At 56.0% G+C, this 25,586-nt stretch carries 17 protein-coding genes and 1 tRNA gene; 9 read left to right on the top strand and 9 right to left on the bottom strand.

Annotation, left to right across the window (positions count from 1 at the left end):
- Positions 1-1,449 (bottom strand): NAD-dependent succinate-semialdehyde dehydrogenase, encoded by a 1,449-nt coding sequence (locus tag ABD013_RS15870; protein WP_343808144.1) that lies wholly within the window; start codon positions 1,447-1,449, stop codon positions 1-3.
- Between the two features lie 48 nt (positions 1,450-1,497).
- The gene (locus tag ABD013_RS15865) at positions 1,498-2,622 is read right to left on the bottom strand and encodes an aromatic ring-hydroxylating oxygenase subunit alpha (RefSeq protein ID WP_343808141.1); all 1,125 of its coding nucleotides are present in this window, start codon (positions 2,620-2,622) and stop codon (positions 1,498-1,500) included.
- Between ABD013_RS15865 and ABD013_RS15860 the strand changes: the two genes are divergently transcribed.
- Positions 2,621-2,797 carry a hypothetical protein gene (locus ABD013_RS15860; RefSeq protein ID WP_343808138.1) on the top strand — a complete coding sequence of 59 codons (177 nt, stop codon included), beginning with the start codon at positions 2,621-2,623 and terminating at the stop codon, positions 2,795-2,797. The genes ABD013_RS15865 and ABD013_RS15860 overlap by 2 nt on opposite strands.
- Before the next feature lie 328 nt (positions 2,798-3,125).
- On the top strand, positions 3,126-4,742 hold the full coding sequence (locus ABD013_RS15855) for a BCCT family transporter (protein WP_343808135.1): 1,617 nt from the start codon (positions 3,126-3,128) through the stop codon (positions 4,740-4,742).
- 415 nt (positions 4,743-5,157) lie between these two features.
- Here ABD013_RS15855 and ABD013_RS15850 read toward each other — a convergent pair whose 3' ends face one another.
- The 3 genes from ABD013_RS15850 to ABD013_RS15840 all read right to left on the bottom strand — a co-directional run bounded on the left by ABD013_RS15850 (position 5,158) and on the right by ABD013_RS15840 (position 11,343).
- Entirely contained in the window at positions 5,158-6,543 is a 1,386-nt protein-coding gene (locus ABD013_RS15850; RefSeq protein ID WP_343808132.1) for a sodium-dependent transporter, read from the bottom strand.
- A gap of 98 nt (positions 6,544-6,641) precedes the next feature.
- Positions 6,642-7,835: an amino acid aminotransferase gene (locus ABD013_RS15845; RefSeq protein WP_343808130.1), complete on the bottom strand. Its 1,194-nt coding sequence runs from the start codon at positions 7,833-7,835 to the stop codon at positions 6,642-6,644.
- On the bottom strand, positions 7,828-11,343 hold the full coding sequence (locus tag ABD013_RS15840; protein WP_343808127.1) for an indolepyruvate ferredoxin oxidoreductase family protein: 3,516 nt from the start codon (positions 11,341-11,343) through the stop codon (positions 7,828-7,830). Before ABD013_RS15840 ends, ABD013_RS15845 begins: the two co-directional genes overlap by 8 nt.
- Positions 11,344-11,556: 213 nt before the next feature.
- Here ABD013_RS15840 and ABD013_RS15835 point away from each other — a divergent pair, with 213 nt between their 5' ends.
- On the top strand, positions 11,557-12,024 hold the full coding sequence (locus ABD013_RS15835) for an Lrp/AsnC family transcriptional regulator (RefSeq protein ID WP_343808124.1): 468 nt from the start codon (positions 11,557-11,559) through the stop codon (positions 12,022-12,024).
- 120 nt (positions 12,025-12,144) lie between these two features.
- The gene (locus ABD013_RS15830) at positions 12,145-14,994 is read left to right on the top strand and encodes a bifunctional diguanylate cyclase/phosphodiesterase (RefSeq protein WP_343808121.1); all 2,850 of its coding nucleotides are present in this window, start codon (positions 12,145-12,147) and stop codon (positions 14,992-14,994) included.
- A gap of 26 nt (positions 14,995-15,020) precedes the next feature.
- Here the strand turns inward: ABD013_RS15830 and corA are convergent, their stop codons facing one another.
- Both corA and ABD013_RS15820 read right to left on the bottom strand, forming a co-directional pair.
- Positions 15,021-15,974 (bottom strand): magnesium/cobalt transporter CorA, encoded by a 954-nt coding sequence (gene corA, locus ABD013_RS15825; protein WP_343808118.1) that lies wholly within the window; start codon positions 15,972-15,974, stop codon positions 15,021-15,023.
- 21 nt (positions 15,975-15,995) lie between these two features.
- Entirely contained in the window at positions 15,996-16,970 is a 975-nt protein-coding gene (locus ABD013_RS15820; RefSeq protein ID WP_343808115.1) for a calcium/sodium antiporter, read from the bottom strand.
- Positions 16,971-17,169: 199 nt separating this feature from the next.
- Between ABD013_RS15820 and ABD013_RS15815 the strand changes: the two genes are divergently transcribed.
- The 4 genes from ABD013_RS15815 to ABD013_RS15800 all read left to right on the top strand — a co-directional run bounded on the left by ABD013_RS15815 (position 17,170) and on the right by ABD013_RS15800 (position 21,049).
- Positions 17,170-17,257 (top strand) — tRNA-Ser (locus ABD013_RS15815).
- A 463-nt stretch (positions 17,258-17,720) separates the two neighbouring features.
- Complete coding sequence (locus ABD013_RS15810) at positions 17,721-19,010, top strand: SdrD B-like domain-containing protein (RefSeq protein ID WP_343808112.1); 1,290 nt, start codon at positions 17,721-17,723, stop codon at positions 19,008-19,010.
- Between the two features lie 92 nt (positions 19,011-19,102).
- A complete protein-coding gene (locus ABD013_RS18500) occupies positions 19,103-19,588 on the top strand; it encodes a response regulator (RefSeq protein WP_425543417.1) in 486 nt (161 codons plus the stop codon).
- A gap of 63 nt (positions 19,589-19,651) precedes the next feature.
- Positions 19,652-21,049 carry a sigma-54-dependent transcriptional regulator gene (locus tag ABD013_RS15800; protein ID WP_343808106.1) on the top strand — a complete coding sequence of 466 codons (1,398 nt, stop codon included), beginning with the start codon at positions 19,652-19,654 and terminating at the stop codon, positions 21,047-21,049.
- A gap of 3 nt (positions 21,050-21,052) precedes the next feature.
- Here the strand turns inward: ABD013_RS15800 and ABD013_RS15795 are convergent, their stop codons facing one another.
- Positions 21,053-23,635 (bottom strand): ATP-binding protein, encoded by a 2,583-nt coding sequence (locus tag ABD013_RS15795; protein WP_343808103.1) that lies wholly within the window; start codon positions 23,633-23,635, stop codon positions 21,053-21,055.
- A 453-nt stretch (positions 23,636-24,088) separates the two neighbouring features.
- Here ABD013_RS15795 and ABD013_RS15790 point away from each other — a divergent pair, with 453 nt between their 5' ends.
- Entirely contained in the window at positions 24,089-24,532 is a 444-nt protein-coding gene (locus ABD013_RS15790) for an acyl-CoA thioesterase (protein WP_343808100.1), read from the top strand.
- A 115-nt stretch (positions 24,533-24,647) separates the two neighbouring features.
- Here the strand turns inward: ABD013_RS15790 and ABD013_RS15785 are convergent, their stop codons facing one another.
- On the bottom strand, positions 24,648-25,574 hold the full coding sequence (locus ABD013_RS15785) for a LysR family transcriptional regulator (RefSeq protein WP_343808097.1): 927 nt from the start codon (positions 25,572-25,574) through the stop codon (positions 24,648-24,650).
- Positions 25,575-25,586: the final 12 nt, after the last annotated feature.

Below are 25,586 nucleotides of genomic sequence, written 5' to 3'. Positions count from 1 at the left end.
TCAGGCGATGTCGACGCAGAGGTATTTCACCTTCAGGTAGTCTTCGATGCCGTAACGGGAGCCTTCCTTACCGAGGCCGGATTGCTTGACGCCACCAAAGGGTGCGACCTCATTGGAGATGATTCCGGTGTTGATGCCCACCATGCCGCTTTCCAGCTTTTCGGCGACACGATAGACACGGCGTACATCATTGCTGAAGAAATAGGCCGCCAAGCCGTAGATGGTATTGTTGGCGTGGTGCAGAACTTCTTCTTCGCTGTCGAAACGGATCAAAGTCGCGATCGGACCGAAGATCTCTTCGTTGGCGATATCCATCGAGTGATCGACTTCGGTCAACACCTTCGGGTTGAAGTACTGTCCGTGCTCCTCGATCTCATTGCCCAGAGTGACCAGTTTGGCCCCTTTGGTCAGGGCATCGTCTAGCAGTGCCTGCATGCCTTCAATGGCACGGCCGGTAATCATCGGACCGATGTCGGTGTTGGCGTCCAGGCCGTTACCGACCTTCAATTTGGCGACGGCTGCAGTGAATTTTTCCAGGAATTCATCGTAAACAGCGCTTTGCACATAAAAACGGTTCACGCAGACACAGGTCTGGCCGCCGTTGCGATACTTGGCCATAACGCCGCTGGCGACGGCCTTGTCGATATCGGCATCGTCAAACACGATGAAGGGGGCGTTGCCGCCAAGCTCAAGTGACGTCTTCTTGATTGTGGGTGCGCACTGTTCATACAGGGTGCGACCGACAGGTGTCGAGCCGGTGAAGGAGAACTTGCTTATCAGCGGATGCTGAGTCAGCTGCTCACCCAGTACTCGGGAGGCGCCAGTCACGATATTGAAAACACCGGCAGGGATGCCTGCCTGGTCGGCGAGTTCTGCCAGTGCCAATGCCGTGAACGGCGTTTCCGATGCCGGTTTGATGATAATGCTGCAGCCGGCTGCAAGTGCCGGCGCGGCCTTGCGAGTGATCATGGCGGCCGGGAAATTCCACGGCGTGATGGCACTGCAGACGCCGACCGGCTGCTTGATTGTGGTAAGACGGTTGCTGCTTACGGTTTGCGGAATGGTCTCGCCATAGACACGCTTGCCTTCCTCGGCAAACCATTCGATGAAAGAGGCGGCGTAACGAATCTCGCCTTTCGCTTCGTGCAGGGGTTTACCCTGTTCCAGGGTCATAATGCGGCCGAGGTCATCAATGTTGGCTTCGATCAGGTCGAACCAGCGGCGCAGGATTTGAGCACGTTCCTTGGCGGTGCGGGCGGCCCAGGTTGGCATGGCCGTGTGGGCCTGGACGATAGCGGCTTCGACCTGCTCAACGCTCAGGCTGGGTACGCTACCCAGACGTTCGCCGTTGGCCGGGTTGGTGACGTCGATACTGTTATCGGCGTCCATCCATTGGCCGTTTACATAGCAGCTCTGGCGGAACAGTGAAGGGGATGTCAGGGTGTGCATGGCGTGCATCCTCGCGACGGGGCACCTGAGTGCCCCGGGTGAATGGGATTAGCTCAGGTGAGACTTGGCAATCAGCTGGTGGAAATGAGCAACACCGTGCTCACTGATGCCACTGCGCTGACGGTCCACCATAATGCGGCCTTGACCGCGGTAACCACGTGACTTCAGGCCTTTCTGTACACTTTCGACCAGGCGCAGGTCTTCCGGGCGGAACACATCGCGATACCACTCGACCAGGTTTTTCTGGTACTCGGTCAGCTCTTCATTGAGGAAGTAGATGTCGTAGTACTGCAGGGTCTCGTTGGCGCTGACCGGGAATTCGTAAATAACGGTCATGAAGTCGCCCCCCGGCGGCATGTTGAACATGGTGCAGGGCCATACCCAGAAACCGAAGAACTTGGGATCGGTTACGGATGCGTCGATCTGGAAAGAAGCATCGGAAGACTTGGCTTCACCGATCTGCACGGTCCAGTTGTCGTTCAGTTGATGCTCGTAAACATCCACATTGACCGAGCTTGCAAAGCTGACATGGTTGGTCGGGCAGTGGTAGCACTCGATGTAGTTGTCGACGATGGTTTTCCAGTTGGCCGGCGTGTGGCTGACGAAGCGAGCCGCCAGTTTCAGATCCTTGATCACGCCACAGGCTTCTTTCATCTTGTCGGCCAGACCGGGCAGCTGCTCTTCGATCGGCTGTGGTTCACCTTCTGTCAGGTTGATGAAGATGAAGCCGGCATGTTCGATGACGTGGAAGGGGGTCAGGCCCAGTGCATCTGACTCAAAGTTGTTTACATTTTCGCAATTGGTCGCGTGCGCCAGCTTGCCATCCAGCTTGAAGGCCCAGGCGTGATACGGGCAGGTGATGACGTTCTTGGCCTTGCCTGCGGTCTCGCTCATCAACTGATGTCCGCGGTGCGGGCAAACATTATAGAAGCCACGCAGCACACTATCACGACCACGTACGATCACCAGGCTTTCACCGATGATTTCGCGAGTGATGTACGCATTCTTGTCGGCCACTTCGCTGCTGTGCGCCACGCACACCCAGGAGTTGGCAAAAAATTTCTCTTTCTCGGTCTCGAAGATCTCGTCAGAGGTGTAGTACTGAGCGGGGATGGTCCACGCGTTGTCGATATCGGTGAAGTCATCCAGCGAGAGAGGGTGCTTGGCGTTCATGGCAGGCTCCGTTCTTGTTTTTGTAAACTACAAGTTAACACTTCGAGTGGATGCTATCGAGGCTTGTGTTTTGAGTCAACTGGCAATTGCACAAATAAGTCTAGAAAAACTCAATTTATGGCAGGTTGATCTCAATAAAACTCAACAACCATCAGCCTTGGATCAAAAAAAATAAGTTTTTTAGGCTTGATTTAATTCCTGTGTCACTATTGACATGGCTGTTTGAGACTCTTTAGATTGTAAACCTCAAGTTTATTTGTCTCGACCTGTTGGGTTGCTCCTCACTTGTCGTTGGATGAATGAGAGCAGGAAAGCGGTTGAGCTCAGGGATGGGCGCATGCGGGTTGAAGTAAATATGCTTGTCAGGACTGATGTGGCTGTTCGGGTGCGGGTCCCGCCCGGTCGGTGACAGCTGCTCAGGACGGAGAAGAGGGTTGTGCAGCAGTGGCTTCCCCCGCCCAGCTGCTGGCGATCTAATAATAATTAAATGATAGGTATCTCGAATGAGTACGAATCACAACAATAATAAGATGGCGATTGACCCCGCTATCCTCTGGCCTGCCGTCATGATGATTCTTGCCACCAGCATCCCGCTGGCAATTTACCCCGATGCGGGTAAAGCGGTTGTCGGCGAGTTGCTGAGTTGGGCCACTGGCCAGTTTGGCTGGCTGTATCTGCTGACCGGCATTGGCAGTTTCTTCTTCATGTGCTGGTTGGCCTATGGTCCGGTTGGCAAGATCAAGCTGGGTGCGCCTGACGACAAGCCCGAGTTCAACAAGGCATCCTGGATTGCGATGCTGTTTTGTGCCGGTATCGGTATTTCCATCTGTAACTGGGCTTTCGTCGAGCCTCTTTACTTCCTGTCTTCACCGCCGCTTGGCGTTGCACCCAATACGCATGCCGCAGCTGAATGGGCAGCCATGTACCCGATGTTCCATTGGGGTGTGGTGCCCTGGGCGCTGTATCTGATGCCAGCGCTGCCAATCGGCTATGCCTTGTATGTGCGTAAGGTGCATGTTCTGCGCTTGAGCGAGGCGTGCCGAGGCGTGCTGGGTGATCGTGTGGATGGCCCTTTGGGCAAGATCATCGATATTGTGGTGATTTTCTCCATCGTTGGTGGTGTAGGTACTTCCTTGGGCCTGTCCGTGCCGCTGGTATCTGAGCTTTTCCAGGAGATGTTTGGCCTGGAAGATTCTTTTGGCCTGCAGATGATGATCCTTGCCGCGTGGATTGCCATGATTGCCTGGAGTGTCTACAACGGCCTCAATAAGGGGATTCAGACCCTATCCAACATCAATGCGGTGTTGGCATTTGTACTGTTGGTGTTCGTATTGGTGACCGGCTCGACCGTTTTTCTGTTGAACCTGTGGTCCAACAGTTTCGGTCTGTTCATGGATAACTTTTTCCGTATCAACTTCTGGACTGACCCCATCGATAAGGGCGGCTTCCCGGAAGGCTGGACCATGTTTTACTGGGCCTGGTGGATCGCCTATGCACCGATGATGGGGCTGTTCGTGGCACGTGTCTCCCGCGGTCGTACCATCAAGGAGTTGATCGTGAATGGGGTGCTGTGGGGCAGCATCGGTTGCTGGGCCTTCTTTGCCATCTGGGGTGGCTATGCCATCGACCTGAGTGTTAATAACGGTGTCGATCTGCAGGCTATCCTGAGTGCTGAGGGGATTCCGGCTACCGTGGTGGCAGTGCTGCAGCAATTGCCCATGGCTGACCTGGTGATTCCGGTATTTACGCTGCTGTGCTTCGTATTCCTGGCGACCACTGTAGATTCGTCGGCCTACATGCTGTCTGCCATCTGCACCAAGGAAATTACCGGCTATGAAGAACCGGCCCGTTGGAATCGCATTCTGTGGACTCTGGTGCTGGCCATGGTTGGTGTGGGCCTGCTGTCGGTTGGCGGCCTGAAAGCCGTGCAGTCTTCCACCGTACTGGTAGCCCTGCCGATGATTCCGGTTCTGTTCATTATGGCGGCGTCCCTGCTGCGCTGGGTGTACCAGGACTTCGGTGCCGATCTGGCCCCGCATGCCATCGCGCGTTGCCAGGTGAAAGGCGAGAACGTAAAGGTATGCACCTACCAGAGCTCAACGGATAAGGTTTCAGGCTGAATCCTTTCGGTGTGTTCTGAACTGAGCTGGGTATAGCCCGGCAGGCAGGAAGAGCATTCACAAAAGCCCGCTGTCGGATTTGCCGGCAGCGGGCTTTTTCATGTCTGCCAGCAGTGCCTTCTCGGCTGCTGTAAGCAGTACAGCTTCGCTATCTACGTATCTTTGTCCGAGGCACTACTCTCATGTTGATAGGCGCTGCTCTGCCCATTGGGTAAGCGGGTCTTGCAAGGATGTTGGATTCGAAGGTGGCCATATAAGGTGCTGGATGCTGGTCGAAAACAGGGAGCTGCAGGGCAGGCAGTCGGGCCGCTATTGGGGAGCAGTCCGAGAGGAGGGATGTAAGGAACAAAAAGCCCCCGGTGGCGGTTGCCGCCCGGGGGCTTGGTCATCAGTGAGTACTGATTCCTGAGACGGATTACAGCAGGTTGTACAGGAACACCACCGCGATACCGGCCGGAGTCAGGAAGCGCAGGACGAACATGAACGCACTGTAGACGGCGCCTTTCAGGCCGATCTCCTGATCCAGGCCCTGGCGTTTCATCGCCCAGCCGGCAAAGAGTGCGATAGCCAAACCGCCCAGCGGCATCATCAGGTTGGAGACCAGGAAGTCGAGCAGGTCGAATACGGTCTTGCCTTCAAAGAACGGGATGAATGCCAGCGGGTGGAATTCGGCCCAGCTGTTGAACGACAGTACGGTGCCGATACCCACCAGCCAGATCGCCAGGCCACCGAAGAAGGCGCTCTTGGCACGGCTGATGCCCTTGTGCTCTTCCAGCCATTCGACCACCGGCTCCAGCATGGAGATGGCGGAGGTCAGTGCTGCCACCAGCAGCAGGGCGAAGAACAGGGTACCGAAGATCACGCCACCGGTCATCTGGCCGAACGCCAGCGGCAGGGTGACGAAGATCAGGCCCGGACCCGCACCCGGCTCAAGGCCGTTGGCGAATACCAGCGGGAAGATCGCCAGACCGGCCAGCAGTGCTACGCCGGTATCCATGAATGCGATGGTCATGGCGGTGCGGGCGATGTTGACCTTCTGCGGCAGGTAGGAGCCGTAGGCCATCATGACGCCGATACCGATGCTCAGGGTAAAGGCCGCATGACCCAGCGCCGTCAGCACACCTTCGGTGGTGAGCTTGCTGAAGTCCGGTGAGAACATGAAGCTGACCGCTTCACCGAACTTGCCGGTGGTGGTGGCGTAACCCACCATGATGAACAGCAGAATGAACAGCAGCGGCATCAGGGTGTTGATCGCCTTTTCCATACCGGAACGGATGCCGCGGCCGACGATCAGTACCACGATCGCCATGAATACACTGTGCCAGAGCATCAGGTCGCCGGGGCTGGCCAGCATGCCGCCAAAGGCACCGCCGATGGTGTCGGCATCGGCACCGGTGAATATGCCGGATGCGGCCTTGCCCACGTAGGACAGTGACCAGCCGCCAATCACGGAATAGAAAGACAGTACCAGGAAGGAGGCGATGATGCCGTTCCAGCCGATCAGGCGCCAGCCCTTGGCGGTGCCTTCGGTGGTAGTGAGTTCACGCATGCTGGCGACCGGGCTCTGGCCGCCGCGACGACCGATCATGACTTCGGCAATCAGCACGGGAATGCCGACAATGGCGATACAGGCGAGATAAACCAGTACGAAGGCGCCGCCGCCGTTCTCGCCAGTGATATAGGGGAACTTCCAGATGTTGCCCAGGCCTACCGCGGAGCCGACGGCTGCCAGGATAAAGGCCATGCGTGAAGACCAGAGGTTACCAGCCTGCTGGTGTGTTTTGGGTGTTGCTTGACTCATTATAAAGAGTTCTCCGGTATCGTTATTGTTATCGGTCAGTGCCGGTACTGAAAAGCCTCCACCGCTGGGGAACGGTGGAGGCTTTGTAGTGTTGCTGGCTACTCAGTACGTCCGAGTACCTCCTGCAGGGCCGTAGCGACCTGAGGCAGGGTGGTGGCGGACAAACCGGCGATGTTGATCCGACTGGAGTCCAGCATGTAGATGCCGAACTCTTCGCGCAGGATCTGTACCTGCTGCGGGGAGATCCCCAGGAAGGAGAACATCCCACGCTGCCGCTCGATAAAGCTGAAGTCGCCGGCAGGTGCCAGCGCCTGGCTCAAGGCTGCTCGAAGCTCGAGGATGCGTGAACACATCGCCCCGAGTTCCTGCTGCCATTGCTGCATCAGCTCGGGTGTATCGAGGATCATCTCGACCACTGCTGCGCCATGCGAGGGAGGCATGGAGTAGTGCGACCGGATCGCACTCAACAGCTGGCTGGTGGCGGCCAGGCCCTGCTGGGCATTGGCCGAAATCAGCATCAGGGCACCGGTACGTTCCCGGTAGAGGCCGAAGTTCTTGGAGCAGGAGGAAGCGACAATCACTTCCGGCAGGCGCTCCGCCATCAGGCGAACACCCAGCGCATCCTGATCAAGGCCTTCGCCCAGGCCCTGGTAGGCAATATCGATAAACGGCAGCAAGCCCTTGCGCTCGACCAGGTCCGTGATAGCGGACCACTGATCGGCGTCCAGATCTGCGCCGGACGGATTATGACAGCAGCCGTGCAGGAGTACCACATCACCGGCGTCTGCCTGTTCCAGGCAGGCCATCATGGCGTCGAAATCGACACTCAGAGTGGCCTTGTCAAGATACGGGTATTCGCGAATGCTCAGGCCGGCACCGCCCAGCAGGGGGATGTGATTGGCCCAGGTCGGCGTGCTGACCCAAACGGTGGTATCCGCTTTGCACAGCTTCAGGAATTCCGCCGCCATGCGCAGGGCGCCACAACCGCCCGGGGTCTGCACCACGTTGACACGGCCATCTTTCAGTGCCGGGTGATTACCGCCCAGCAGCAGCTGGCCGATCAGGCGATTGAAACCTTCAGCACCGGCCGGGCCGATGTAGGCCTTGGTGGTTTCCGTTGCCAGCAGGCGTTCCTGGGCAGTCGCTACGGCGGCCATGATCGGCGTTGCACCGGCTTCGTCACGGTAGACACCAACACCCAGATCCACCTTGTCAGTGCGCGGGTCTTCGCGGAAGGTTTTCATCAGGCCCAGGATCGGATCCTGGGGCAGGGTTTTGAGTTGTTCAAACATGAGCTTTCTCCTCTGTCTGAGCGACCTTGATCAGGGTTGCCTGACCGGTTTCGAATGCCTTGATCAGATGCTTGCGCTTCTCGGCAACACCTTCAGCCGCCTGTTCGCGTACCGGGCCGTAGCCGCGAATTTCGGACGGCAGTTCGGCAAGGTCGACGGCGAACTCGTAGTTGCCGGCGTTCAGCTCACGGGCAATGCGGTTCAGCAGTTCCTTGTATTCCGCCAGCAGGGCACGATCCAGCTTGCGATCGGCGGAAAAACGGAAGGGGTCGAACGCAGTGTTACGGAGCCCCTTCAAAGGTGCCAGAACTTTCAATGCCTTCAGCATCCAGGGACCGAACTGACGCTTTACAGGTCGGCCTTTTGCATCCTTTTTGCCACCCAGGATCGGCGGCGCCAGGTTGAAGTTGATGCGGTAGTCGCCTTCGAAGGTCTGCTCGACCTCTTTCAGGAAGTCGGTCTGGGTGAACAGACGTGCTACCTCATACTCATCTTTATAGGACATCAGACGGAACAGCTGCTGTGCGACGGCACGGGTCAGGGTCATATTTTTCTGGCCCAGCGACAGTTCAGCGGTGCGGATCTGTTCGACCAGCTGCTTGTACTGATCGGCCCAGGCCGCGTCCTGATATTCGCTCAGGTGCTTCATGCGGCGCTCGATCAGCTGCTCAAGTGTTTCTTTAGCCGGTGTGATCGGCTTTTCGCGCGCTTCCGGGCTCAGCAGTGACATCACGTAGTCACGGTCGTTGGCGGCCAGGCGGCCCCAGCCGAACGCCTGCTTGTTGCGCTCGATGGCCACGCCGTTCAGCTCGATGGCGCGCATCAGGGCTTCCAGAGAAACCGGTACCAGGCCTTTCTGCCAGGCAAAACCAAGCATCATGACGTTGGAGAACACGGTGTCGCCGAGCAGCTTTTCGGCCACCAGGTTGGCGTTGAGTTGGTCGAAGGCGTCGTTGCCAACGGCATCCTTCAGCAGCTTCAGGCGCTTTTCAGCCTTCATGTCAGCATCGCGGAACAGCACGTAGTCGGCGGTGGCCAGCTCGGCTTCGTTGGCCACGATGCGGGTGTGGTTCGGACGCAGTACGTTCAGTGCCTTTTGTGAGGTCGCAACCACCATGTCACAGGCGACGAGGGCGTCAGCCTGGCCATTTTCGATACGCACCTGGTAGAGGCTGTCCGGAGTCGGCGCCAGACGAACGTAGCTCAGTACGGTACCGCCTTTCTGGGCGAAGCCCATGAAGTCCAGTACGGAGGCCCCCTTGGATTCCAGGTGCGCTGCCATGGTGATCAGCTGGCCCACGGTGACAACGCCGGTACCACCGACACCGCCAACCAGCAGGTCATAGCTGCCGGCCAGGGTCGGGATCGACGGAGTGCCGATCTGGCCCAGACGCTTGTCGAGTTCGGCGCCCAGATCCAGTCCCTTGGACTTGCGCAGCTGGCCACCTTCGATGGTGACAAAGCTCGGGCAGAAGCCGGTGACGCAGGAGAAGTCCTTGTTACAGGAGGACTGGTCGATCTTGCGCTTGCGGCCCAGCTCGGTTTCGCGCGGAATCACGGACAGACAGTTGGATTGAGTCGAGCAGTCGCCACAACCTTCACAGACGTGGTGGTTGATAAAGGCGCGCTTGGCCGGATCCGGGAACTGGCCACGCTTGCGACGACGACGCTTCTCGGCGGCACAGGTCTGGTCGTAGATCAGTACGGTACAGCCTTCGATGTCACGCAGTTCGCGCTGAACCTTGTCCAGCTCGGAGCGGTCATGGAAGGTCACGCCCTGCGGGAACAGGGATTCGTGGCCCTTGTATTTCTCCGGTTCATCGCTCAGTACGACCACGCGCTTGGCGCCTTCGGCCGATACCTGTTTGGCGATGGCGTCCACGGTGATCTGGCCATCTACCGGCTGACCGCCAGTCATCGCCACAGCGTCGTTAAACAGGATCTTGTAGGTGATGTTGATCCCCGCCGCGATCGCCTGACGGATCGCCATGGAACCAGAGTGGAAGTAGGTACCTTCACCCAGGTTCTGGAAGATGTGCGGGTTGCCGGTGTAACGGCTCTTGCCGATCCAGTTGACGCCTTCGCCACCCATCTGGATCAGGGATTCGGTGTCACGCCCCATCCAGGATGCCATGAAGTGGCAGCCGATACCGGCCAGCGCCTTGCTGCCCTCGGGTACCTTGGTGGAGGAGTTGTGCGGGCAACCGGAACAGAAGTAGGGCATGCGGCGCACGCCACCCGGATCGGTAATGCCCAGAGAGCAGTTGATCTGCTCCATGCTGTCACTGAATTTCACCCCGAAGAAGCGATCCAGACGTGCCGCCAGGTAGCCTGCCAGCAGTTTCGGGCTCAGCTCACCCACGTAAGGGATCAGCGGCTCGCCATTCTGGTCCTGTTTACCGGTGATCAGCACTTCGCCAGGGCGATCCGGTTCGGACAGGTACTCCTTGATCTGACTCTCGATGATGCCACGCTTTTCCTCGATCACGAGGATTTCGTCCTTGCCACGGACAAAGTCCATCATGCCCTGGCGCTCAAGCGGCCAGACCATACCGACTTTATAGATGTCGATGCCAAGTTCCTGGGCACGGGCCTCATCGATGCCCAGCAGCTGCAGGGCTTCCATCAGGTCCAGATGACCCTTGCCGGTACTGACGATACCGAAGCGTGCTTCATCGTTGTTGAAGATGCGACGGTCGATAGGGTTGGCACGGGCAAAGGCCTGAACCGCAGCGAGCTTGTGCTCGATACGAGTCTCCAGCTGAGGGCCAGGCAGATCCGGCCAACGGTAGTGCAGACCGTCGGCTGGCGGGGTGAAATCGGTCGGGGTAACAAAGCTCGGCAGCGGCTTCAGCTCGATGGAGGCTGCGCTTTCCACCGTCTCGGAGATCGCCTTGAAGCCGACCCAGCAGCCGCTGAAACGTGACAGTGCGTAGCCCCAGAGGCCAAAGTCCATGTACTCGGACAGGCTGGCCGGGTTGATGGTCGGCATGAACCAGGCCATGAAGGCGACGTCGGACTGATGCGGCATGGAAGAAGAGACGCAACCGTGGTCGTCACCGGCGACAACCAGTACACCACCGTGCGGGGAGCTGCCGTAGGTTGTGCCGTGCTTGAGCGCATCGCCGGCGCGGTCTACACCCGGGCCCTTGCCGTACCAGAGACCGAATACACCGTCGACCTGCTTGTCTTCGTCGGTCTCAACCTGCTGACTGCCCAGGATGATGGTTGCGCCCAGGTCTTCGTTGATGGCCGGTACGAAATCGATCTTGTGCTCGTCAAGCAGCTTCTTGGACTGCCAGAGTGCCTGGTCGTAGGCGCCGAGGGGAGAACCACGGTAGCCGCTGATCAGACCGGCGGTGTTGAGACCGTTCTGCTTGTCGAGGCGCGCCTGCATCAGCGGGATGCGGACCAGGGCCTGAGTGCCGGTGAGGAAAACACGGCCTGAGTCACGCAGGTAGCGATCTTCAAGACGGTAGTCGTCGAGTGCGGGGGTCGTGGCAGACATACCCGGTTACCTCTCTCTGTTGGATCTTGTTGTTATCGGGGATTAACGCCGGATGGCTGAGCGAAAAAACCCGTATTCATGGGAGGAAATTGTAGGGAGAAGACCGATGAAGGTGCTTGCTATTTGATGGTTGGATGCAAGATTTTTTGCAAGATTGTTTCTTTGGGTTCTATTATTGTGAAATATAGTTCGAAAAAATAGGAGTGTTACCAAATGAAACAATTAGATCTGGATGGTTATGACCGCAAGATCCTTCATTACCTGCAACAGGACGGTCGCATCAGTAACCAGCAATTGGCTGAAGAAGTTGGACTATCGCCGGCGGCTTGCTGGCGGCGTGTCCGGGCACTGGAAGAGCAGGGCGCCATTGCCGGCTATAGTGCCTTGTTGAACCCCGAAATGCTGGGGCAGGCGATGAGTGTGTTCGTGCTGGTTTCTCTGCAACGCCATAACATCGACAGCACCGAGGAGTTCGAACAGCAGGTCATGACCTATCCTGAAGTGCTGCAGTGTTTTGCGGTAACGGGGAATGCGGATTTTGTGCTGAGGGTCGTGGTGCCGGATATGCGTTCCTATGACCGCTTTCTAAACGAAAAGATCTTCACTTTGCAGGGCATCGCTCAGGTACACTCCAATTTTTCCCTGCGTGAGATCAAGAATACTCAACATCTCCCGCTTTGAGAGCGGTTATCGTTTGCGGCTAGCCTAGACGTGGTGTTATAAAACAACAGCTTGTATCTCCGTTAGGTCAATATAAAAGGACTCGGACGGAAGCTGTTACAACTCTGCAGAGACTTGAAAATGTCACTGATCATCAATGCAGACACCTTGCCGCGCTACCAGACCCGGGTGATCCTTGGGATGGTCGCTGTGCTGATGCTGGCCGTGTCCGCCTTTTTTATCGTTAACGCATACACTGCCGGTAATGAATACATTCGGCAGCAGTGGCAGACCCAGCTTGAGCGTAGTCATCAGAAGCTGCGGGACCAAGTGGACTCGACGCTGGACTATATCGGTTTTATTCGTCAGCAGACCGAGTCAGTTTTAAAGGATCAGGTCAGGGATGAGGTGCGACAAGCGGTCAGCGTGGCGCGTTCCATCTATGCCGACGTTCAGGCCCGCAACGCAGGCGATGGGGAAGCGGCGCGGCTGATTCGCGAGGCTTTGCGCGACCTGCGTTTCTTTGATGGGCGTGGCTATATATTTATCGACACTATGGCCGGAGAGTGTGTGCTCCTGCCAACCTTGCCCGAAGTCGAAGGCAGCTCGCTGTACGACAACCAGGATGATACCGGTCACTACATCATGCGCGGGTTGATCGAAGCGGCACAGCAGCCTCGTGGTACCGGTTATTCTTCATACCGCTGGTATGCTCCTGATTACCCCGATCAGATGCGGGCCAAAATCGCCTATGTGGAAGCATTCGAGCCACTGAACTGGATTATCGGCAGTGGCGACTACCTCTACCAGGTTGAAAACGACCTCAAACAGCAAACCCTGAAGCGGCTGCAAACGCTGCGACTCGACAATCATGGCTATATTGCTGTGCTGCAACAGGATGGTGAGCTCTTGCTCTGGCCGTCACGCCCCGCTCTGGAAGGACAAGGGCTGCAGGATCTGGACGTTGAGCAGCGTGATATGGCGAGTTGGTTGATCGAGCAGGCCACCCCTGAAGGGCGCTTCGTCAATTATGACTGGTATCGCCCTGGCAGCAGTGAAAAGCATGAGAAGCTGGCGCTGGTGCAGCTTGTGCCAGAGTGGAATTGGGTGTTGGTGGCAGGTGTTTATCAGGATCAGTTGATCGGCAGCCTTAATGAGCAGCGTGAGCGCCTGGAGGCCGGGCTGCACAAGGATCTGCGTGCATTATTGATGCTGCTGGTGGTCGCGCTGATGATCGCAATGGGTGTGGCGCTGTTGATTTCACGCTGGTTGCGTGTGCTGATGCGACGCTACCAGCACGAGATTGATCATCAGCGTGAGGAGCTGGAGGCCAGCTCTCGCAAGCTGCAGTTGGCGGGGCAGGTGTTCGAATCCGCTGGCGAGGGTGCCATGATCAGTGATTCCAACAATCGCATCATGGCGGTCAACCCGGCATTTACGCGCATTACCGGTTACCGCGCGGAGGAAGTGGTCGGGAAGACGCCGGCGCTGTTGGCCTCCGGCCGTCACAGCCGTGCTTTCTTCAAGCAGATGTGGAAAACCCTGCATGAGGATGAGCGATGGCAGGGTGAAGTCTGGAATCGTCGCCGCAACGGCGAAATCTATCCGCAATGGCTGTCCATTACGCTGGTGACCGATGAAGAGGGTGCACCGCGCAACTATGTTGCAATGCTGAACGACATCTCGGAGCGCAAGGCGGCCGAGGATCAGGTGCGTTACCTGTCGGATTTTGATGCGCTGACCGATCTGCCCAACCGTCGTCTCCTGCGTGAGCGGACCAAACAGGCCATCAGTCGGGCGATGCGTCGCGGCGAGCAGGTGGCGCTGGTCATCATCGACCTGGATCGTTTCAAGAACGTCAATGACACCCTGGGGCATGGCGCCGGCGATACCTTGTTGCAGCGGGTGGCGCAGCGTCTGTCACACGAGATGCGAGGCGGTGCGACCCTGAGTCGTATCGGTGGGGACGAGTTTGTGGCTTTGCTGCCAAATGTTGATGCTGAAAGCGATCTGAGTGCGCAGGTTGCTCACTGCCTGGCCCAGGTGGCCAGGCCGCTGGATCTGAATGGGCATGAACTGGTTGTGACCGCCAGTGCAGGTGTTGCGGTCTATCCGGACGACGGTGAAAGCTTCGACACCTTGCTGAAAAATGCCGATACGGCGCTTTACTATGCCAAGGGGCAGGGGCGTAACAACTACCAGTGCTTTACCTCGTCGATGAATCAGAAGGTGTCCGAGCGTCTGCTGCTGGAAAGCGCCCTGCGGGATGCGCTTAAGCGGGAGGAGTTTGAACTCTATTATCAGCCGCAGTATGACTTCAGCCGCAATCGCTTGTGTGGCTGTGAGGCACTCATTCGGTGGAATGGCCCGGATGGACTGGTGATGCCGGACCGGTTTATCCCGCTGGCCGAAGAGACGGGGTTGATCATCCCGATTGGGGCCTGGGTACTGGAAGAGGCCTGCCGGCAGGGTGAAATCTGGAATCGCGCCACCGTCGAGCCAATATCCGTTGCTGTCAACGTGTCGGCGGTGCAGTTCCGGCCCGAACTGGTGGTGGAAGTGCGCAATGCGCTGGATGTCACCGGTTTTGACCCCAGACAACTGGTGCTGGAAGTGACTGAAAGCGTGTTGATGAGCGATGTGGATGGCTCGGTGCGTCTGTTGCAGCAGCTGCGTGAGCTGGGTATCCGTATCGCGCTGGATGATTTCGGTACTGGCTATGCCAGTCTGGCCTATCTGAAGCGCTTCGTGCTGGACAAGCTGAAGATCGACAGAACCTTCATCATGGGGATTCCGGAAGACAAGGACGATGTGGCCATCACCTCATCGATTATCGATATCGCCCGTCACCTCAATATCATGACCGTAGCAGAAGGGGTTGAGACTGAAGCGCACTGCGAGTTCCTCCGTGCGGCAGGTTGTAACCTGGCACAGGGCTACTATTTCGACAAACCACTGCCGGCAGACGAGTTCAGCAATCGCCTGCAATGACTCATCCCGGATAACCAGGGGCTGGCTTACAGCCAGCCCTTGTGTTTGAAGAACAGGTAAGGCGATATCGCCGATACCACCATTAATCCCAACGCCATTGGGTAACCGAACACCCAATCCAGTTCCGGCATGGTATGGAAGTTCATGCCGTAAACGGTGCCGACCAGTGTCGGTGGCAGGAACACCACGGCCGCGATGGAAAAGATCTTGATGATCTGGTTCTGACGGATGTTGATGAAGCCCTGAGCCGCATTCAGCAGGAAGTTGATCTTCTCGAACACGAAGGTGGCGTGCGCCATCAGCGTATCCAGGTCGCGCAGGATTTCGCGGCAGGTTTCCACGCTGGCTGGTTCCTGGCGAATATGCCGCAGCAGGAAGGAGGTAGAGCGCTGGGTGTCCATCAGGCACAGGCGGATTTGACCATTGCTGTCTTCCAGTTTGGCCAGGCGGTCCAGCTGTTCACCCAGGTCGGCTTCCCGATTTTCCAGTACCTCAATGCTGATCTGCTCCAGGCTGTGGTGCAGGTCTTCCAGCTGGTCCGCCAGGTTGTCCACCTTTTGCTCGAACAGTGCGGTCATGACCTGAAGCGGAGTGCTGGCCTCGATCCAGCCCCGCCTGGCACGAAGGCGTGTCAGGCGGAAGTCTGGCAGCTCCACATCCCGGGTGCTGATCAGACGCTGAGGCTTTAGCGTGAATGCCACTGTGGCTGTGCGAAAGCGCCCCTCGGTCTGATAGAGGAACAGCGAGTGCACATGCAGGTCATCACCTTCAACAAAGTAGCGCGCGCTGGACTCGATCTCCTCAACCTCATCGGCATCGGGCAGACTCTGCGGAAACAGCTGCTCGATGGCATGCCGCTCATGCTCGTCTGCATCCTGCAGATCGATCCAGCTGGTACCTTCCAGATCGAACTGCGTCAGGGGTTCGGTAGGCTCCTGCTCACGCAGTTTGCCGGCTTCCAGTGCAAAGGTACGGATCAAGGGCGTGTCTCCTTATGACGCTCAGGCGTTCACTACACCGTATACCAGGTAGCTGGTGTAGGCGACAAAGATCGCAACCAGCAGGCCACCCTCGGCGCGGTTGATCCGGCCGGGGCCTCGGAAGCCGTAGCTGAGAACAAACAGGGACAGTGTCAGACCGGCCATGACCACCCAGTCACGGGTCAGTACTTCAGGACTAATGCTCATCGGGTGAATAGTGCCTGCAATACCGACGACAGCCAGGGTGTTGAACATGTTGGAGCCTATCACATTGCCAAGCGCCAGATCGTGTTCGTTCTTGCGGACGGCGATAATCGATGCCGCCAGTTCAGGCAGAGATGTACCGATGGCTACTACGGTCAAGCCTATCACCAGGTCGCTGACGCCCATGGCGCTGGCGATATCAACGGCACCCCAGACCAGAATGCGGGAGCTGCCAACCAGAAGTACCAGGCCCAGCAGGAGCCAGAACATAGCCTTGCCAATCGGCATGACGTCATCGCTGCTCATTTCCTGCTCTATGTCATTAGCAAGAGCATCTCCACGCTGGCGCATGCCCTGTACGATCGACCAGCCCATCAGCAGGAAGAAGACGCCCAACAGTGTCCAGGCTTCAATAGCCGTAATCTGACCATCTATCAACTGATATCCGGCCAGAAGAGTCACCACAGACAACAGTGGCAATTCTTTACGCAGAATCTGTGAATGCACGGCAATGGGGCTGAGCAGGGCAGTGATACCCAGGATCAGGGCAATGTTGGTGATGTTGGAACCATAGCCGTTGCCCAGTGCCAGATTGGGATTGCCTTGCAGGGAAGCGAAGGCAGAGACCACCATCTCCGGAGCCGAGGTGCCAAAGCCGATAATGACCATGCCGATGAGTAAAGGCGGCATGCCCGCATGCCGAGCGGTTGCGGCCGCTCCATCAATGAAACGGTCAGCGCTCCAGACCAGCACCGCTAGTCCACCCACTACGGCCAAAATTGCCATCAACATTTGTATCAGAACTCCTCGTTGTTCTCGTCGTTTCTGCAGTAGCGCATCATACTCTGACAAGGCTCTGACGTCTGCGTTATGAAGAAAGTGAAAAAAATATGGATCAAGGGGTTGTGCTTTGAAAACAACGATCTATAATACGCGCCATCGTTTGAGACGACACAGACCGAAACGGAAAGGGTCGAATCAATCGAGGTATGGTCAGGTGTCCGAGTGGCCGAAGGAGCACGCCTGGAAAGTGTGTATGTCGAAAGGCATCGAGGGTTCGAATCCCTCCCTGACCGCCATTATTTATACGAAAGAGCCCGCCGAGTGCGGGCTTTTTTGTGTCTGAAATTCATTGGCAGTTTCCGGCTCTGTCATTGGCTGGCCAATCTCGCACTTGCGGCGAAGCCTCTCACTATCATCCCGCAATGGAATGGCTTATTGCCTGACCCCCAAGGCCTGAATTGACACTACATTGCATGCTTGCTTCCAGTATCTGAACCTCTTCATCACCTTGATGTAGGGTAGGAAGGCTGGGGTTGTAACCCATCAAAATTTCCTCAAGCTGATTGTCACAATGATTCGCAAAATGCGAATACCCTGCCTGATGACGCCTCAAATGCCCGAAAGGCGCCGATAAAATAATATATATAGCTGTTTTAAATGGTTTTTTTTCTGTTGGTACGCCCCTTGTATCTATCAGGTCAAGGATAACCATTCGATGGATTTGCTTGCTAGTACAAGAATTCTTCACTGGAGAATGTCATGAATACATCAACAGTCAAAAGCTATAAATCCGCTCTTTCCATTGTCGGTCTGACCTTGGCCAGCTCCGCCCTTGCCGGGCCAAGTTTCGAGGAGCGTGATATTAGCAACGTGGGTTGGAATCTGAGTTTTCAGGAGCGTACTTACGACGCCGAGTTTGATTCCACGACATTTATCTACAGCTTGGGAGTTAGTAGCGGTGAAAAGGCGTTGAGCCACTGGGTACTGGGCTATGCCGGTGAAGGCAACTTGCCAGCGTTCGACTTCGCCAGTTGCGTCGACAGTTCGTTTGGTCTTGACCCGACAACCGGCACGTACGGTTTGAAGTGCGATGATGGTCAGACTGAAAACTCGGTAGAGCAGTACAAGATCATCATCAAGGGCAATGTCTGTGGAACAGACGTGGATTATGCAGTTAAGGGTGGTACCTACTATGCGATAGGTACCACTACTGGCCCGGGTGATCTGTGTGGTGGACCGGTAGACAGTACCTACAGCATCAGTGGTGTTGCTTTCGTCGATGCCAATGGTGACGGTATGCAGGGTATATACGAGCCAGTGTTGAACAACGTCACGGTCGTGCTAATTGACGTTGATGGTAATGAAGTAGTGACCCTGACTGATTCAGATGGTTACTACGAATTTACCGGTGTGTATGCCGGCAGCTACTGGGTCCAGATCCCTGATATTACCGATGGCATGAGTGAAGATTTCAATGAACAGTTGTCGCTCTATTTCAAGGGTATCGTCAACTATAACGAGATCGCACTGAACCTGTCGTCAGACAGCTTTGACAACGACTTTGGCTTCCAGCTGCAGGCGCAGGCTGTGCTTGCCGACTTTGACTTGGCTGATAGCAATGCTAATGGCTTGGTCTTCGAGGGAACTGGCAAGACCATCGGCTTTTGGAAGCACCAAAATGCCGTTGCAATCAAGGGCAAGGGGCGGGCTCAAGTAGATGCAGTAACCCTGGGAGCCTACCTGACTGATGTTGAAGACGGCTGGATACTGGGCAAAGGTACCTTTGAGTTCGGTATCGATGCTTATCAGGAGGCGTTCGATATCATGAAGAATACCTCGAGTGATTCCGTTGACCTGCTGCGTAAGCAGCTGCTGGCAACCGAACTTAACCATGTCGCCGGTCAGGGCCTGATGGGAGATGCCCGACAGTTGCAGGATGTGCTGATCGATTTCGCTGAATATGTGGCTACCTTCAGCAGCGAATTCTCAGCTGCTGAAATCCTGGATATGAAGGACATCTGTGATCTGATCAACAACACGGGCGAGTAATTGCGTGACGGGCTGTTGCCGACAGCCCGGTCAGAAGCCCCGGCCTTCAGGCCGGGGCCTGTTGTTTCAGGCAAACTAAGAAGATACGCAAGATGCATAGTCAACCATTATTAGCATCGATTGGGGTGCTACTGGTAGATGACAGTTATAGCGAACGGCTGCTTACAAGATGCCAACTGGAACAGATTGGTTACAGGGTCATTGAAGTTGATGGCGGCCACGAGGCCATCCGGCTGCTGGATGAGAGGCATGACGAGATCGACCTGATCCTGCTTGACGTCGAAATGCCTGACCTTGACGGTTATGAGGTGGCAAGCAGAATTCGGCAGCGTGAACAGCAAGGGTACGGATGCTGGCGGCCGATACTTTTCCTCAGCAGTCTTTGCTCCCCTGAGCAGATGCTGATAGGAGTTAACAGCGGCGGTGATGATTTTCTTTGCAAGCCAGTTGATGTCAGAGTACTTGCCGCACGGTTGAAAGCGATGGCCCGGATTGCACAGCGCTATCATTCTGTCCGGTGTCGAAAGTCGGCACTGGACAGGGCAAACAGTATCGAAGCACGATGCCGCCGCAGCTGATCAGCCAGATTCCAGGTTCTATACTGCAAGGAACTCCTCTATGAAGGGTTTTAAGGAGGCACGATGGCGCATTACAACCTGCTGCTGGTTGAAGATGATGCAGCTATAGCCGCGCTCTATAAAGCGTATCTGGAACAGGAATCCTGCAATCTGACACATGTCACCACTGGTGCGGAAGCGCTAAGCCTGCTCGAGTCAGGGGAGCTGCCCGATGTCGTCTTGCTCGACCTTACTCTGCCGGATATGAATGGTCAGGATATCTTGCGCTGGATTCGCGAACGGGAGCTTCCCACCGAGGTGGTAGTGGTGACAGGTGACGGGGCGCTCAGTACTGCTGTCGAGTCGATGCGGCTCGGTGCCAGTGATTTTATCGTCAAGCCGTTTGGCAAGGAACGTCTCTACACAACTCTCGGCAATGTAATTGAGCGCAGTCGTCTGAGCCAAATGCTGGATAATTATCGTGAACTTGATCAGCACGGCTTTGGAGGATTTATCGGCTCGTCACTTGAGATGCAATCGGTCTACCGCATTATCGAAAGTGCCGCCAGCTCGCGTGCCACGGTGTTTATTACCGGTGAAAGCGGAACGGGTAAGGAAGTCTGTGCCGAGTCGATACACCAGCATAGTTCCCGGGCCAAGGGCCCCTTTATTGCAATCAACTGCAGTGCTATTCCCGGGGACTTGATCGAGAGCGAGGTGTTTGGTCATATCAAGGGCGCTTTTACCGGTGCACTCAACGATCGCAAGGGCGCGGCGCAGCAGGCCGATGGTGGTACCCTGTTTCTCGATGAAATCTGCGAGATGGATCTTGAGCTGCAGCCGAAGCTGCTGCGTTTTCTGCAGACCGGTCGCTTCCAGTCGGTCGGCAGCAGCAAAACGCGGGAGGTGGATGTGCGCATTATTTGCGCGACCAACCGGGATCCGCTAGAGGAGGTTCGCCGAGGACGGTTTCGTGAAGACCTCTATTACCGTCTTCATGTACTGCCAATCATGCTGCCGCCACTACGAGAGCGCGACGGTGATGTGCTGGAGATCGCCCAGCACTTTCTTGCTCTATATGCTACCGAGGAGCACAAGGTGTTCACACACTTTTCGCCTGAAGCGGAGCGCCTGTTGAGCGAGTACGGCTGGCCAGGAAACGTCCGACAGCTGCAGAACGTGATTCGTAACATCGTGGTTCTCAATCAGGGCGAAACTGTTACCGAGGCAATGCTGCAAAAAGTGCTGGTCCCGGAATCCATTGCCGGGACTGCGTCCAAACCAGCTGCACCCAAGCTGCCGACTGCAGCATCCAGGCCGGCAACACCAACTTCACAGGAGATCCGCCGGTTGGCTGACGTCGAGCGCGAAGCCATAGAACAGGCGATCGCAATCTGCGACGGCAACATCGCGGATGCTGCCTATCATTTGGGGATCAGTGCCGCCACCATCTACCGCAAGAAAGCTGCCTGGCGTGAGTAGGCGCTATCGCGCAGTTGGCTGCTGGTCCTCCCAGTGGGACATGAATGTAACAAGGGTATCGATAAGGATCGGCCCCCGGAGGATCAGCTGGTCGGCGGAGGCCGCTATCATTTCCTGGTCTCCGTCACGACAAGCTTGTTCGACAGTCCGAGCAAGCCTGTGCAGCTCTGGCAGGCCATAGGTGGCGCCACTGCTGGCCAGCGAGTGCGCTTCACGCTGAAGCTTGTCGAGTGAGAGATGCTGCAGTGCCTCTTCGAATTGTGCTAGCCGGCTGCGCGCATCCTGTATGAAAATGTTCACCAGTTCTGGAACCCGTTGCACACCGATGTCCTCAGCGAGTTGAGCCAGAGTTCTCTCATCGACGGCATCCGACTCTGTCAGAGACTGCCACGCTTTGTCGTCCCCGGCAGGCATGTCGTAATCTTTCTTGTCGGCAAACCAATGGGTAATGGTAGCCAGCAAGCGTTGGCGATCAATCGGCTTGGTCAGGTAATCATTCATACCGGCTTCGAGACAGCGAGTGCGCTCCTCTTCAAAGGTGTGCGCGGTCATGGCGATAATAATCACTCCTGATGCAGGTTCCTCCATTGCCCGGATGGCGCGCGTCGCCTCCAGACCATCCATTTCCGGCATCGATAGATCCATCAGCACCAGGTCGAACGGCGCTATTTGCAGTGCTTGTATGGCTTCGATACCATTTTTCGCCATCTGCACGCGATGGCCTGCGCGGAGGAGCATCTCACGAATTACCAGCAGGTTGGTGACGACATCTTCTACCACTAGGACTTTGAGTGGACGGATCGAAGCCGAAGCTGGTGGTGGCATGGGCATATTGCTGGTGCCCTCCGGACTGGTGGCGTTGACAGTGAGCTCAAACCAGAACCGACTGCCGGCGCCCGGGCGGCTATCGACGCCAAGAGTACCGCCCATTAGCCCGACAAGTTCGCGGCAGATGGAAAGGCCGAGACCGGTTCCTCCATAGCGGCGTGAATAGGAGGCATCAACGGTGGCGAAGCGTTCGAACAGGTTAGGTTGATGGTCCAGATCGATCCCGATGCCAGTATCGGTGACGGAGAATAGCAACCGATAGCGGTCGTCCTCGATATGTTGGCCATGTACTTCGAGGCAAATAGTGCCGCTTCCGGTGTACTTGACAGCGTTACTGGTCATGTTCAACAAAACCTGACGCACGCGACCAGGGTCGCCGGTGAAATGCACCGGTATTTCACCACTGAAGTTACTTTCAAGAGTTAGTCCCTTCGAGGTTGCCTTGGGCCTCATCAGCATTGAGACGCTTGCGACCAGCTTACGTGTCTCGATGGTGGATTCCTCGAGCTGCATTTGTCCGGCTTCCATCTTCGAAAAGTCGAGGATATCGTTGATGACCTCCAGCAGTGCTTCGCCGGACTCCCTTGCAGTCTTGAGAAAGGAGGCCTCCCGGGGCGTAAGGTTGGCGTCTGCCAAAAGCTCGAGCAGTCCCAGCACCCCATTGAGCGGTGTACGAATTTCGTGGCTCATCACCGCTAAGAAATCAGATTTGGCTTGGCTGGCATCTTCCGCACGCACTTTGGCCTCTTTGAGTTCCTGCTGGGTCCGCTGCAGTTCCAAGGTGCGCAGTTCGACGAGTCGGGCCAACACGCGGGGGCGTCGAACCAGAATCACGGCCAGCACCGACAGCACGATGGCGAAGAGCAGTGCTGCGATCCACTCCAGTATCTTGGCGAACTGCGCTACGGCGGGGGCCAGTGGCGCAATATCCAGCTGCCAGACAGCGTTCGGTAGTCTTATTGGGCTGGTGGCGACAAAGATGTCCGGTAGGGTCAACTGACCGGCAAGCACCTGCCACTGCCCGGTATCAGGATGCTGTCGCCGGATCCGGTAGGCGAAGCCCTGGCGAGCGGCATTGTCGAGTTCGGTGAAAGCGAGCGCGTCATCGAACATGATCAGCACTGAAGCGAATCCCCAGAATTGTCGATCACCCTGACGGGCAAATGGCAGATCACTAGTGTTTTCGATCTGCATGCCATGCGTGTCCGCTGGCAGAAAGACCGGGTAGCGTGCCACGATCGCGGTTCCGCCTTGTATCAGTTCAAAGGGGCCGGCGACCGTCATGCGATGATCCCGAATGGCCGTGAGTGCTTCAGTACGGCGGCTGTCCTGCTTGATCAAGTTGTGACCCAGAGCGGCCTCATGTCCACTTGGCGGATAGATTTGTGTGATGATGCCGTCGGGAGCCAGTTGCAGGTTGGTGATCCCACCAAGAGATTCCAACAAGACCTGTGCCTGCTGCTCGAAACCACTGCTATCCCCCTGCTTGATTTCGACATAGGACCCTAGAATCTTAGCCGCTGAAAGGGAACGCTGCAGATTAAGCTCGAATACTGATGCGTGGATCAGTGCAGTTTGCTGGGTCTGCAGCTGCTGTTCTTCGTCCCGGAAATTGTGATTGAAGTGAATCCAGGTGCTGGCAGTACCGAACGCCAGACCAAAGACGAGTAGCGCAACCCCAAAGTCTTGAGCCTGGAGGGAGAGAGGGCCCTTGAGTTTGACGAGAAGCTTTGGGATAAGCCGGCGCAGCTTTGTCACATTGAGGTTCCTGTCTAAAGCCTGGCCCCCTGCACAAAGTGGAATAGTTCAGCGGTTTGCGCTGGAGGATGATTTATTGGACGAAAATGGGCGATGCCGTGGGAACGGGACAACGTGGCAGTTCTCTGTCTCGTCCCGAGAAGCAAGGTATCCTCCGTATCTCCAACCTATAGAACGATTGGGGCAGGATCGCCAGTACCAACAGCACATCAAATTTGATTTTTATTGGTCACTTAGCTTGATGCAAACTGATCTGGTCCCATTTTATTACGTGTCCTGCTGGACGCCTGAAGGTTGCTTGAGGTTCTCTCTTACGGTTCAATATCAATGCCTTAGGCATGGTTGTCATCTTTTGGATAGGCTGTACCCTTATACGTAAACGTAAAACGAAACCCAACAAATAATGATCATCGCGGCTGCATGCCAAACTCGATAGTGAGGTGTAATAACAAAATGAACACATCCTCCCGGCTCCCACTGGAAGCATTTCCGTCCCAATCCTTCGACAAGATCAGGTATGGCGACACGGACAGGCAAGGGCATGTCAATAACGCTGTATTCTCAACTTACCTGGAAACAGGGCGGGTCGAATTGATGTTCGCTTCCGAGCTGCCACTCATGTCTGAGAAAAATTCTTTTGTGATTGCCAGCTTGAACTTGCAGCTCCTTGCGGAGATTAATTGGCCGGGGAAAGTGGATATTGGCACGGGGGTCATGAGTGTAGGCAACAGCTCCATGAGGCTGCTCCAGGGGGTGTTTCAGGACGGCCAGTGCGTAGCAACCGCAGAGACCGTAATTGTTCAAGTCGATAACAGGACGCGAAAGTCTGACCGACTCAGTGATCAGGCACGCCGCTCGCTATCCAAATATCTATTGGATTCGGACCTGGTTGAGTGACCGGTTAAGTGAGTAACAGACTTGAAATGTGCTGTTATATACCAGGTAACTGATCTGGCAGTCATGGGACCAACCAAGTCTTGTGGCTGCTGTCAGCCTTCACGCCACCTACCGGTTAAATCTCATGGATCATGTCATCCAGATCGATCGTCCGTTCTTCATGAACATGATCCAGCATGTGGTCGATAAACAGTCGTGTTTTGGCAGGCAGATAGTTGCGTGACGAGTAATAGATCATGATCTGAATGGGATCGACCTCATAGTTTCTTAAGACTCTGCGAAAGCACCCCAGTTCAATACATGATTTTGCATGACCAATCCCCACAGCGGAAATACCGATATCCATCTCGACGGCTTTGATGGCGGCTGAGAGGTTGTTAACGATCAGATTGCCCTGAGGTTCGATCTGAACCAGCTCACCATCAATCCTGAAATTCCAGGTACGTTTTCGTCCTGTGGTTGGGGATCGGTAAGCGATGCAGTTGTGCTCTGACAGGTCTTCAGGTGTTTGGGGTTCACCATGTTGGTCTATGTAGTTGCGACTGGCGACGAGCACCGGCTGAAGCTTGTAGAAATCTCTGGCGATCAGGCGACTGTCCGGGTTAAGCATCACGCCGATGCCAACGTCAGCACCTTCCTTGACCAGATCACCAATACGATCATCAAACGTCAGGTCGAGCTCGATATCCGGATATTGTTCCAGAAATGAAGGTACCAACGGCAGTACCACCATGCGTCCGAAACTGTCGGGCAAATTGACTTTCAGCCGACCACTTGGTGCTTTTTGCTTGTCTGTGCTGAGCCGGATCTGGTCTTCAAGCTGCTCAACCAGATGCCCCGTTCTTCTGTAAAGCTCGTGGCCGTCTTCGGTCAGTGTCAACGAGTGAGTGGTCCTGTGGAACAGGCGTAACTCCAGCGTTTTCTCGAGTTGTGCAATTGCCTTGCTGACCGCAGCAGATGAAACGCCAAGTTGGCGGGCCGCGGAGGAAAAATTTCCGTTTTTGACTACCGCAATGAAGGTGTTGAGCTGATTGGGGATCATGACAGGCTGTTT

This window comes from Marinobacterium maritimum, from assembly GCF_039523155.1.
GTDB classification, from domain to species: domain Bacteria; phylum Pseudomonadota; class Gammaproteobacteria; order Pseudomonadales; family Balneatricaceae; genus Marinobacterium; species Marinobacterium maritimum.
This window is presented reverse-complemented; position numbering and strand designations above follow the sequence as displayed.